The organism is Aliidiomarina maris, assembly GCF_003987335.1.
Taxonomy (GTDB): Bacteria; Pseudomonadota; Gammaproteobacteria; order Enterobacterales; family Alteromonadaceae; genus Aliidiomarina; species Aliidiomarina maris.
This window is the reverse complement of sequence record NZ_PIPK01000006.1, coordinates 88,040-99,812: the sequence shown is the minus strand read 5'-3', so window position 1 is coordinate 99,812 and position 11,773 is coordinate 88,040. Positions and strand designations below refer to the sequence as shown.

10 protein-coding genes are annotated in these 11,773 nt (G+C 49.6%); 5 read left to right on the top strand and 5 right to left on the bottom strand.

What is annotated here, in order from left to right; genetic code table 11:
• Window positions 1–2: 2 nt before the first annotated feature.
• From yidD to rpmH, 3 genes are read right to left on the bottom strand one after another with little or no spacing between them, the layout of a single operon-like run.
• Window positions 3–281 (bottom strand): membrane protein insertion efficiency factor YidD, encoded by a 279-nt coding sequence (gene yidD, locus CWE07_RS08080; protein ID WP_111569396.1) that lies wholly within the window; start codon window positions 279–281, stop codon window positions 3–5.
• The gene (gene rnpA, locus CWE07_RS08075) at window positions 236–607 is read right to left on the bottom strand and encodes a ribonuclease P protein component (protein WP_111569395.1); all 372 of its coding nucleotides are present in this window, start codon (window positions 605–607) and stop codon (window positions 236–238) included. Before rnpA ends, yidD begins: the two co-directional genes overlap by 46 nt.
• 42 nt (window positions 608–649) lie before the next feature.
• Entirely contained in the window at window positions 650–784 is a 135-nt protein-coding gene (rpmH, locus tag CWE07_RS08070) for a 50S ribosomal protein L34 (protein ID WP_055439485.1), read from the bottom strand.
• A gap of 512 nt (window positions 785–1,296) precedes the next feature.
• Here rpmH and dnaA point away from each other — a divergent pair.
• From dnaA to CWE07_RS08045, 5 genes are all read left to right on the top strand, one after another.
• Window positions 1,297–2,637, top strand: a complete 1,341-nt coding sequence (gene dnaA / locus CWE07_RS08065) for a chromosomal replication initiator protein DnaA (protein ID WP_420836542.1) — start codon at window positions 1,297–1,299, stop codon at window positions 2,635–2,637.
• A gap of 77 nt (window positions 2,638–2,714) precedes the next feature.
• Entirely contained in the window at window positions 2,715–3,815 is a 1,101-nt protein-coding gene (dnaN, locus tag CWE07_RS08060; RefSeq protein WP_111569393.1) for a DNA polymerase III subunit beta, read from the top strand.
• A 3-nt stretch (window positions 3,816–3,818) separates the two neighbouring features.
• Window positions 3,819–4,925 (top strand): DNA replication/repair protein RecF, encoded by a 1,107-nt coding sequence (recF, locus tag CWE07_RS08055; RefSeq protein ID WP_111569392.1) that lies wholly within the window; start codon window positions 3,819–3,821, stop codon window positions 4,923–4,925.
• Between the two features lie 8 nt (window positions 4,926–4,933).
• Window positions 4,934–7,348: a DNA topoisomerase (ATP-hydrolyzing) subunit B gene (gene gyrB, locus CWE07_RS08050; protein ID WP_111569391.1), complete on the top strand. Its 2,415-nt coding sequence runs from the start codon at window positions 4,934–4,936 to the stop codon at window positions 7,346–7,348.
• Between the two features lie 86 nt (window positions 7,349–7,434).
• Complete coding sequence (locus CWE07_RS08045) at window positions 7,435–8,610, top strand: alpha/beta hydrolase (protein WP_111569390.1); 1,176 nt, start codon at window positions 7,435–7,437, stop codon at window positions 8,608–8,610.
• A gap of 87 nt (window positions 8,611–8,697) precedes the next feature.
• Here the strand turns inward: CWE07_RS08045 and glyS are convergent, their stop codons facing one another.
• On the bottom strand, window positions 8,698–10,767 hold the full coding sequence (glyS, locus tag CWE07_RS08040) for a glycine--tRNA ligase subunit beta (protein ID WP_111569389.1): 2,070 nt from the start codon (window positions 10,765–10,767) through the stop codon (window positions 8,698–8,700).
• A gap of 12 nt (window positions 10,768–10,779) precedes the next feature.
• Window positions 10,780–11,697, bottom strand: a complete 918-nt coding sequence (glyQ, locus tag CWE07_RS08035; protein ID WP_111569388.1) for a glycine--tRNA ligase subunit alpha — start codon at window positions 11,695–11,697, stop codon at window positions 10,780–10,782.
• Window positions 11,698–11,773: the final 76 nt, after the last annotated feature.

Sequence of the window (11,773 nt, the reverse complement as noted above, 5' to 3'; positions counted from 1 at the left end):
TATTACTTTGTCTCTTTTTGCCTTGGTTGCGATTGGGCTTCGGGTTGAGAGCCGGGCACTGGGTCGATACCACCAGGATGACCTGGGTGGCATTTGACAATGCGCCGAGCAGCAAGTGCGCTGCCTTTGACTACGCCATGCAAGCGAATGGCCTGAATGGCATATTCTGAACACGTAGGGTAAAAACGGCAACGCGGCCCAAGTAATGGGCTAATCACAAGCTGGTACACGCGAATTAACGCGATTGGTATTGCTTGCAGCGCTTGCTTAACTTTCGCCATAGGTAGTTCATTAAGTCATGCAAAGCGGGGTTGTCCAAATCGGTTATCCCTGGTTTTGCGATGACGATAATATCAAACCCTGACAGATTGTGCTGCTGTAACCGAAAGCTTTCCCGCATTATTCTCTTAATGCGATTGCGTTCAACCGCCAGACGCGCACGTTTTTTACTGACAGTAACGCCAAGTCTTGGGTGCGAAAGGGAGTTTGGTTTGGCCAGAACGGTTACTTCTTTAGTAACAGCTTTGACTGGAGGGTTGTCAAAGACAAATTGAAAATCCGCGGGCGCTAACAATCGTAGCGCCCGCGGATAAGTATTCTGAGTCACTCAGTGGGCCTGAGTTAATTTAAAAGCCGAAAGTACTGAGCATTAAGCGCTCAGTACTTTACGACCTTTTGCGCGGCGACGTGCTAAAACCTGACGACCATTTTTGGTAGCCATACGAGCACGGAAACCGTGAGTGCGCTTGCGCTTTAAAACGCTTGGTTGAAATGTTCTTTTCATAACAATACTTCCGTACGTGATTTTGTCTTAAAAATTGAGCGCGAATTCTACAAAAAGAAAGGATCTGTGTCAACGTAAACTGATCACTATTTGCTGTGGATAACTCATGTTTTTATGCCCAAACTACTGGCTTGTGGCCCCGATATTTCGTATTATGAGCAGGTGATCGCGCACTTGAGATGGCATTTGCTTTAGCGCCGTCGCTTGCGGTTAAAAAGTGCGGGAAGTAGTGCACGCTTATACAGTACTCATGTAACAAAAAGTACGGGTTATCAAAGGTTTTTACCACTGCCAGATTGGCTTCTCAAGCAGCTTCATGGGGTCTTAAGCACCACATGCATTTTTTCTTTTTGTGGAAAACTTTACGCTGTTACGCACAATTACGTTACGCACAACGATAAGATGAACAAAAATTATGATGAGTTTTTGCATTAACAGCATGTGGAAGGGAGTTTCGTGTGAGTAAGTCGCTTTGGCAACAATGTTCTTCTCGTTTGCAAAGCGAGCTCAGCATGCAACATTTCAATACCTGGATACGCCCGCTACAGGTGGAAATGCAAAACAACACGCTATTCTTGTACGCCCCCAATACCTATGTGATGGAATGGGTGAAAGACAAATACCTTGAGCAAATTATCACTTTTTTGCGTGAAGAAGCTGGCCAAGAGCCGCCGAACGTGGAATTAAAAGTTGGCGGTGTCCGCCAAACCGCCAGCCCCAAAGCATCTAAAGCGAGCCCTGCGGCACAAGCAGTGCCCGCACCGGCGCATAGCAATAGCCGTTCGCGTAATCAGCGCCGCACTGCAGAAGAAGACCGCCCAGTCTCGCTACAAAGCAGTAACTTACACCGCAATTATACCTTCGCTAATTTCGTTGAGGGTAAATCGAACCAATTAGCCCGTGCTGCAGCTCTTCAGGTGGCGGAAAACCCAGGTGGCGCGTATAACCCGCTATTTATCTACGGCGGTACCGGCTTAGGTAAAACCCATTTACTCCATTCTGTGGGCAACGGCATTTTGGCGCGTAAACCCGATGCGAAGGTGTATTACTTGCGTGCTGAACGGTTCGTTCAAGACATGGTGTACGCGATGAAGCACAATAAAATTGATGCCTTCAAAGAAAGCTACCGTTCGGTTGATGCACTGCTGATTGATGACGTACAGTTTTTTGCGCGTAAAGAGCACTTCCAGGACGAGTTTTTCCATACATTTAACTGGTTACTTGAGGGAAATCAACAGGTTATATTAACCAGTGACGTGTATCCCAAGGAAATCGAGGGCGTCGACGACCGCCTCAAGTCACGGTTTGGTTGGGGCTTAACGGTAGCGATTGAGCCACCTGAGTTACCGACCCGTGTTGCCATTTTAGAACGTAAAGCTGAAGAGCGCGGCATTAAGCTCCCCCATGAAGTGGCGTTCTTTATTGCAAAACGATTACGTTCCCACGTACGTGAATTAGAAGGCGCGCTGAACCGGGTGGCGGTCAACGTCAATTTAACTGGCCGTGAACTGACCATCGACTTCGTTAAAGAGGCCCTGCGTGACTTAATCGCTGCCCAAGAGAAGCTTGTGACCATCGATAATATTCAGCGCACTGTGGCTGAGTACTATAATATTAAAGTAGCAGATTTAACCTCGAAACGTCGTAGTCGCTCGATTGCACGGCCACGCCAATTAGCCATGGCGTTGGCGAAAGAGCTCACCAGCCACAGTTTGCCAGAAATCGGCGACGCGTTTGGCGGCCGCGACCACACGACGGTGTTACATGCCTGTCGCAAGATTAAAGAACTGATTGAGTCCGATCATGAGATTCAGGAAGACTATCGTAATTTGAACCGGACGCTTTCGGTATAGCGTCAAATATTGTCCGCGATAATATGGTGGTACGGACGAACAAACGCATAACAGCGTGACAGTATGGGAGACAGCCAATGAATTTTACGACGAATCGAGACGCGTTACTCAAGCCTCTACAAGTAGTGAGCGGTGCCGTTGAACGCCGCCATACGTTGCCAATTTTATCTAACGTGCTTATTCGCGTGAATCAGAATGAATTGAGCATGACGGGTACTGACTTAGAAGTTGAATTGGTATCCAAAGTGAGCCTTGAGCAGGCTGCCAGTGGCGAAGTTACCGTGCCCGCGAAAAAGTTGCTGGATATTGTCCGTACCTTGCCCGACGGTAGTGACGTCAAGCTTGAAGCGAATGGTGACAAGGTCGTGTTACGCTCAGGGCGAAGTAAATTCACCTTGAGTTCATTGCCAGCCAGCGAGTTTCCGGATATCGACGAGTGGGACGCGGAAGTTACCTTTGAGCTGGCGCGCGGTGATTTGAAATATTTAATGGAACGCACGCATTTTTCCATGGCCAATCAAGACGTGCGTTATTATCTCAATGGCATGTTGTTTGAAGTGAATGAAGACCAGCTTCGTACGGTTGCAACGGACGGTCACCGTTTGGCGATGTCAGGCATGCAGCTGGAGCAAACTGGTTTGCCCCAGCGTCAAGTGATTGTCCCGCGCAAAGGTGTCAGCGAGTTAATGCGCTTACTTGAACAAGACGACCAGCTGATTCAAGTATCGATTGGCCAAAACCACTTGCGTGTGCGCAGTGAAGGCATGGTGTTTACCACTAAATTGTTGGACGGCCGCTTCCCGGATTACCGCCGCGTATTGCCTCAAGGTGGTGATAAAACCGTTATTGCAGACCGCGAACTGCTGCGCAGTGCTTGTGTGCGTGCGTCGATTTTATCGAATGAAAAATTCCGCGGTGTCCGTTTGAATCTGAGTAATGGTGATTTGGCCCTAACAGCCAATAACCCAGAACAAGAGCAGGCCGAAGAGTCCATCGAAGTGGATTACCAAGGCGATGCATTGGAAATTGGTTTTAACGTCACCTATGTGCTGGATGTTTTGAACTCGATTCAAGGCGAGCAGGTTAAGTTCACCTTAAGTGATGCGAATAGCAGCGCCTTAGTGGAAGACAATGCCGATGACTCTGCTCTGTACGTTGTTATGCCTATGCGTTTGTAACCGATGCAATTAGAGCGTTTGCACATAGAGAAATTTCGTAATTTTTCTAGCAGTCAGCTCGAATTTGCACCCCAAGTGAATTTAATTTGCGGTGCGAATGGCAGTGGTAAAACGAGTTTGTTAGAGGCTATTTATTGTTTAGGCTTTGGTCGCTCGTTTCGTACCCACCAGATTAAACAGGTGGTGCAGGACGACCAAGACGCGTTTACCTTGTTTGCGAAGTTAGTGGCACCGGTGGTGGGCAGCGACGAGTGTGATACGCATAAGATTGGATACCGGCGCTTTCGCAATGGCGAAGCCCAAATTAAAGTCGACGGTGAGATAGAGCGGCGTTTTGCAGCACTTGCGCGCTTAATCCCAGTTCAGTTAATTACGCCCGAGAGTGTAGAACTGATTACTGGGGGGCCAAAGTTGCGTCGGCAATTTTTAGATTGGGGATTGTTCCACGTGGAACAATCGTTTTACCCAATGTGGACCAGTTATGTTAGGTTGCTAAAGCAGCGCAACGCATTATTACGTCAAGGCCAGCACCAACGCCAGGATGGTGTGTATTGGGACCAGCAACTTGCCGTTGCTGGTGAGCAAGTGGCTGAGGCTCGGGTCGCGTATGTAGAAAGCTTGAACGGGCTATTAAATGACTACTGTCGATTGTTTTTACCGCAGTACGATTTTAAGTTTAAGCTCAACCATGGTTGGGCCCGTGACGAACATAGTTTGCTGGATGGCTTACAAGCGCGTTTAGAAAACGACCGTAAGCAAGGTTTTACCAGCTCTGGACCACATAAAGCAGAATGGCAAATTCGTGTGGACGGCGTGGATGCACGCGAGCGCTTATCCCGCGGCCAATTGAAATTATTAGTATCAGCCCTAAGGCTGGTACAATCGCAAGATTACAAATTAAAACGCGGGCAATCGTGTATTGTATTGGTAGACGATTTACCCGCTGAGTTGGACGTAGAAAACCAACACAAGATGTGTCGCGCATTACAACAAAGTGGAAGTCAGGTATTTATTACTGCCATAGACGAGAACAAGATAAAGTCCCATTTTAGCGATACCGAAACTCAATTGTTCCACGTGGAACATGGAACAATACTTAGTAACGAGTAGGAAAATATATGTCAGAGAACAATTATGATCAGTCGAGTATTAAAGTCCTTAAAGGTCTTGATGCTGTGCGTAAGCGCCCAGGCATGTATATCGGCGACACGGACGACGGTACCGGTCTGCACCACATGGTTTTCGAAGTGGTGGACAACTCGATTGACGAGGCCTTAGCCGGCCACTGTAATGAAATCTATGTCACCATGCACGCAGACGGCTCTGTGTCGGTGCGTGATGATGGCCGTGGTATTCCAGTCGAGATGCACGAAGAGGGTGTATCTGCAGCCGAAGTTATCATGACGGTATTGCATGCTGGTGGTAAGTTCGATGACAACTCATATAAAGTTTCTGGTGGTTTGCATGGCGTGGGTGTATCTGTTGTCAACGCGCTGAGCTCAAAATTGCAGTTAACTATTTGGCGTAATGGCCAAATGTGGCGCCAACAATACGTTCACGGTGTACCTCAAGCACCGATCGAAGCGGTGGAAGACACTACCAAGAGTGGTACTGAGATTCGCTTCTGGCCAAGCAGCGAAACCTTCACCGACGTGCAATTTCATTATGACATCTTAGCCAAACGTGTACGTGAGCTATCGTTCCTGAACTCAGGCGTATCGATTCATTTAATTGATGAAGGCAGCGACCGTAAAGACCACTTTAAGTATGACGGTGGTATTGCAGCGTTTGTGCAGTACCTTAACCAGAAGAAAACCGCGATCCACCCGAAAGTGTTCCAGTTTTCGTTTGAGCGCGAAGACGGTATTTCTGTCGAAGTGGGTTTGCAGTGGAACGATTCGTTCCAAGAGCACATTTATTGCTTTACCAATACCATTCCCCAGCGCGATGGTGGTACCCACATGGCGGGTTTCCGCGCCGCGTTAACGCGTACATTAAATAACTATATGGAAGCGGAAGGGTATACCAAAAAAGCCAAGACCAACGCATCGGGCGATGATGCGCGTGAAGGTCTGACTGCGGTTATCTCAGTTAAAGTGCCAGACCCTAAGTTCTCTTCGCAAACCAAAGATAAATTGGTGTCGTCTGAAGTGAAAGGTGCCGTAGAGCAGGCGATGAACGAACATTTACAAATGTTCTTGCTAGAAAACCCAACTGACGCCAAGGTTATCGTACAAAAGATTATCGATGCGGCGCGAGCGCGTGAAGCGGCCCGTAAAGCGCGTGAAATGACACGTCGTAAAGGTGCTTTGGACCTTGCTGGCTTGCCGGGCAAATTGGCGGATTGCCAAGAAAAAGACCCAGCATTGTCTGAACTGTATATTGTCGAGGGTGACTCGGCAGGTGGTTCTGCGAAACAAGGTCGTAACCGTAAGAACCAAGCGATTCTGCCGCTCAAAGGTAAAATTTTGAACGTGGAGAAAGCGCGCTTTGACAAAATGTTGTCGTCACAAGAAGTGGCTACGCTGATTACCGCCATGGGTTGCGGGATTGGTCGCGACGAGTATAACCCGGATAAAACACGTTACCATCGCATCATTATCATGACCGATGCGGACGTCGACGGTTCGCATATTCGAACGCTGTTGTTAACTTTCTTCTACCGTCAAATGCCGGAAATTATCGAGCGTGGCTATATTTATATCGCTCAACCGCCACTGTATAAGGTGAAAAAAGGTAAGCAAGAAACTTACATTAAAGACGAGCCAGGCCTGATTCGGTACCTAGCCAGCTTAGCGTTAGAAAAAGCCTCGTTACACGTTAACGCGGATGCACCAGGCATTACCGGTGTGCAGTTAGAGAAAATGGTTCGCGACTATCAGTTTGCGGTGGACACGATTAAGCGTTTGAGCCGTCGCACCCCTGCGCACATGCTGAACCGCTTAGTCTACGCGCCGAAGCTAACCCCTGAGTTGGTGAAAGATAAGCTGGCCATGGACAGCTGGGCAAGTGACTTTGAGGCGGACTTAACTAAGCACGAGAAAGACTCGGCAAGTTATCAGGTGTTGTTGAACGAAGATAGTGAACGGGGTGCATTCCTACCAGTAGTGCGCTTGCGCCGTCATGGTATTGATACTGACTTCCCGCTTAACTACGAGTTTATTGTAGGCCGCGACTACGAGCGCATGACCGCCATTGGTGGTGAGATCAACGGCCTGGTTGAAGAGGGTGGTTATGTGACCCGTGGTGAGCGTCAGCAGCCAGTGAAAGATTTCGTTGAAGCGATTGAATGGCTGATTAATGAATCGAAGCGTGGCTTATACGTTCAGCGTTACAAAGGGTTGGGTGAAATGAACCCTGAGCAGCTGTGGGAAACCACCATGGACCCAGCGAACCGCCGGATGACGCAAGTCAAAATCGAAGACGCTATCGGCGCTGATCAGTTGTTCTCTACCTTGATGGGCGACCAGGTTGAACCGCGTCGCGCCTTCATTGAAAGTAATGCACTGAAAGTCGCAAACCTTGACGTATAGTTTGCGCTAATACGTCTGTCCGAGGCCGAGCCTTCCTGCTACAGTGGTGCTAACGATAAGTTGCCCATTGTTAGGAACTCGGCCTTATGTTTTTATCCACCTCCCGCAGTATTCGCTTATCTAGTCTCGCTGTACTCGCCGTCACTTTATTGAGTGGCTGTGCCAGTATTGTCAGCCAAGGCGCATTGTCGCCGCCGATGCTGAATGTCACCTTAATGTCTGAACCTGAATTGAATGCCATCGGCTACCGTCATGGTAAGTTTTGTGAGGTCGCCAACTACCACGAACTTGGTTTCGAGGCACTACAGCAGCGCTATGATACTCAAGGTTTGTGCATGGCCTACATGCATGCGCCAGCGTATGACAATGCAGGCTTGCGCAATTGGGCCGTGCAAGCTGATACGTGGGGTGAGCATGCACCGATACGCACGCGCGCAATGGAGGTTGAGTTGAAGTATTGGCCTTGGCATAGTGCATTGTCCGCGCCGTTTTTCGATGCGCTGTCGATAGACGATAGCCAGGAGCAATTGCTCTATGCAATTGAGCTAAATACTACGCGTGGCGATGATGAGGTGGTGCTGCATTTAACCCGCGAAGATAGCGCTGAGAGCCCGGTTCAGAAACAGGGTACCTATGTACTGATACATGGCTTTCGCACCAATAAGCAGTCGTTATTCTTTGTCGCAGAAGCGTTGCGGTTTCATGGTTACGATGTGGTGCTAGTGGATTTGCTCGGTCACGGCCAGTCACAAGGTGAATTCAGCTTCAGTGGTAAGCCGGACGCTATGGTGGTCAGCAAACTTATTGATAGCCTCGCACTGCAGGGGCCCGTGCATGCTTTGGGTATGTCGATGGGCGGCACCACAGCGGCACACTTGACCGCGCTGCGCGATGACATTGAGTCGTTGACGCTGTTGGCACCTATGCTTGAGTTCGTTGACGCATTTGTCGACGCAGGCCGTGCCTACACCCGCACCGCGCACTTACTGCCACAAAGCACCTTACAAAAAGGTGCGCAGCATGCACTGAATGAGGTTGGCACGCCACTAGGTGATACCTCGGTGGTGCAGCGTGTGAGTGAGTTAGGTGTACCCGTGCTGATCTTTGCTTCGGCGAACGACAGTATTTCATCGCTTAATAAATTGCAGCAATTGCAAAGTGACGCTGTGACTGTACACGCATCAGAGCCGCGTATGCATCATGGGATGATGCTATTAGACACGGCCGACATCGCAGTGTGGCTGCAGTGGCGTGGTCAATAAAACCGGGTAGGGACATGCAATCAAGCATAAAAAAGGGTCGGCATTTGCCGACCCTTTTAGTTATGCGTACTCTTTCATTGACTGGATTTATGCCTGCAACAGCGAGATGTCCGCGATGTTCAGGAACTGCCCACGCAAGTCGGCCAATAAAGTCAAACGATTGTTGCGCACTTCGGTGTCGTCTGCGTTCACCATCACTTCATCGAAGAAGGCGTCAATCGGCGTACGTAGCGCGGCTAGGCGGCTTAACGCTGCATTGTAGCCGTCAGCGCTGAGCTCTTGTTTAGCAGCCTCCAGAGCTTGATACAAGGCCTTCTCTGCGTCTTCCTGCAATAGGTCTGCATTTACCTTGGCACCTAATTGCGTACCTTCCGCTTCGGCCTTGGTTAAGATATTACCGACACGCTTATTGGCGGCGGCAAGTGCTTCAGCTTGTGGGTTCAACTTAAAGCTGCGCACGGCCTGCACACGTTGATCAAAGTCATAGGCGACGGTTGGGCGACGTGCCAGTACGGCTTGAATCACATCGACAGGGACGCCTTGCTCTTCATAGTAAGCGCGGAAACGGCCCAGTAAGAAATCAACAATTTGAGTTACAAGTTCAGGCGTCGCAGTAATCTTATCGCCGTACTGGGTAACGGCAGATTGCACTAAGCGAGTGAGATCAAGCGGCAACGCTTTCTCCACTAAAATACGCAACAGGCCGATGGCAGCGCGACGCAACGCAAACGGGTCACGGTCGCCCTTGGGTGTTTGGCCGATACCGAAAATACCCGCTAAGGTATCGAGTTTATCTGCCAGTGCGACGGCGCAACCGACGGTGCTTTCGGGTAGTGTATCGCCAGCAAAACGCGGATGATAGTGCGCTTCAATGGCTTCTGCCACCAACTCAGGTTCGCCATCAATGCGCGCGTAATGCATTCCCATCACGCCTTGGACTTCAGGGAATTCCATGACCATATTTGACATTAAGTCGGCTTTTGCCAGCAAACCGGCACGCTGGGCAGCGCTCACATCGTCGTTCAGCTGGGCTGCAATGTCACCGGCAAGCGCACTCATGCGGTCGGCTTTATCGCCTAAGGTGCCCAGTTGCTTTTGGAACAACACGCTATGCAAGGCCTTGACGCGGTCGCTAAGTGGTGTCTTTTGATCTGTAGTAAAGAAGAACTGGGCATCGGCTAAGCGCGGGCGCACTACCTTCTCATTGCCGGAAATCACTTGCGCCGGGTCTTTGCTTTCTATGTTACTAATAAATACAAAGCGCGATAGCAACTCACCATTACGAGCTTGCAGCGGGAAATAGCGCTGATCATCCTTCATGGTATAAATCAGTGCTTCTTTCGGCACCGCTAAAAAGCCTTGTTCAAAACTAGCTACATGCGCGACCGGCCATTCGACCAGCGAAGCCACTTCGTCTAATAGGGCTTCGTCCATGATCGGATTGGCTTGTTCCTGTTCGGCAAGTTCTTCAATTTGCTCACGAATGACGGCTTTGCGCTGTTCAAAGTCGACCAGAACATGGGCATCGGCCATTTGCTCAATATAGCGCGCAGGGCTTTCAATAGTCACCAATTCAGGGTGATAAAAACGATGTCCGGTCACTTGATTTGAGCTTTTAATGCCCAATACTTCAAGATCAACCACATCGGTACCGAATAATACGGTCACCTGATGCACTGGGCGAATGAAGCTATGGCTGCTATTACCCCAACGCATTGGGCGCGGGATAGGCAACTGTTTCAGTGCCTTATCGATAAAACCTTGCAACAGCGTGGTGACACTTTGCCCTTTCTCAGTGGCCTTGTGTAGTAACCACTCGCCTTTATCAGTACTCAAGCGTTCAGCTTGCTCAATCTCAATACCATTGCCACGCGCCCAACCAAGGGCTGCTTTGGTTGGCTGGCCATCCGCGCCAAATGCCACACTCACCGCAGGGCCACGCTTTTCGACGATTTTATCAGCCTGTTCGCTTTGCAAACCTTCAACTAATACCGCTAACCGTCTAGGTGAATTAAGGCCTTTGATAGAAGTGAATGCTAACTCACTATCTTTGAGTTGTTGCTCAATACTTGCGGTGAAGCTCGCAGATAAACTGTGTAAGGCTTTCGGTGGCAACTCTTCCGTGCCAAGCTCAATTAATAAATCCTGGTTGCTCATGGGGTGGAATCCTTACTTCTGCTCGGTTGCAAGATCAGTCGCCAACGGGAAACCAAGGGCTTCACGGGCGGCGTAATACGCCTCGGCACAGGCTTTTGCCATGCTGCGCACGCGTAAAATATAGCGTTGGCGCTCGGTGACCGAAATCGCGTGGCGTGCATCGAGTAAATTGAATGCATGGGACGCACGCATCACTTGTTCATAGGCTGGCAATGGTAAATTGTGGCTGATCAGCAATTCACATTCTTTTTCGCAGGCTTCAAAGCGCGCAAAAAGCACGTCTACATCGGCGTGTTCGAAATTGTAAGTCGATTGCTCGACTTCGTTTTGGTGAAACACGTCGCCATATAAGATTTTGCCGCGCGGACCGTCAGTCCAGACCAAGTCATAAATGCTATCGACACCTTGGATGTACATGGCTAGACGCTCAAGCCCGTAGGTGATTTCGCCGGCCACCGGCTTACACTCTAAGCCACCAACTTGCTGGAAGTAGGTGAACTGGGTAACTTCCATACCGTTGAGCCATACTTCCCAGCCTAGACCCCAAGCACCCAAGGTGGGTGATTCCCAGTTGTCTTCGACGAAACGAATATCATGAACCAGGGGATCAAAACCCAGCATGCGCAGCGAATCAAGGTAGAGGTCCTGAATATCAGACGGTGATGGCTTCAAAATAACCTGAAACTGGTAGTAGTGCTGCAAGCGGTTTGGGTTTTCGCCATAACGACCGTCCGTAGGGCGGCGGCATGGTTGCACATACGCGAAGTTGGCAGGCTCGGGGCCGATGGCACGCAGGAAGGTTTGCGGGTGAAAGGTACCAGCACCTACCTCCATGTCTAGCGGTTGTACAATAGCGCACCCTTTCTGTGCCCAAAAGTCTTGCAGAGCTAAAATGAGGCCCTGAAATGTCTTAACGTCGAATTTCTGCATGATATGTCCATTTAGGTGGCCGATTCAGTGCTATTAAGCGCTTTTCAATTGTGTGATTATACCCTGACCATTGCCC

Bases quoted from the DNA above. Each gene is read 5' to 3' on its own strand.
- yidD (WP_111569396.1), bottom strand. From the start codon at position 281: ATGGCGAAAGTTAAGCAAGCGCTGCAAGCAATACCAATCGCGTTAATT.
- rpmH (WP_055439485.1), bottom strand. From the start codon at position 784: ATGAAAAGAACATTTCAACCAAGCGTTTTAAAGCGCAAGCGCACTCAC.
- glyS (WP_111569389.1), bottom strand. From the start codon at position 10,767: ATGAGCAACCAGGATTTATTAATTGAGCTTGGCACGGAAGAGTTGCCA.
- gyrB (WP_111569391.1), top strand. From the start codon at position 4,934: ATGTCAGAGAACAATTATGATCAGTCGAGTATTAAAGTCCTTAAAGGT.
- dnaA (WP_420836542.1), top strand. From the start codon at position 1,297: ATGCAACATTTCAATACCTGGATACGCCCGCTACAGGTGGAAATGCAA.
- CWE07_RS08045 (WP_111569390.1), top strand. From the start codon at position 7,435: ATGTTTTTATCCACCTCCCGCAGTATTCGCTTATCTAGTCTCGCTGTA.
- recF (WP_111569392.1), top strand. From the start codon at position 3,819: ATGCAATTAGAGCGTTTGCACATAGAGAAATTTCGTAATTTTTCTAGC.
- glyQ (WP_111569388.1), bottom strand. From the start codon at position 11,697: ATGCAGAAATTCGACGTTAAGACATTTCAGGGCCTCATTTTAGCTCTG.
- dnaN (WP_111569393.1), top strand. From the start codon at position 2,715: ATGAATTTTACGACGAATCGAGACGCGTTACTCAAGCCTCTACAAGTA.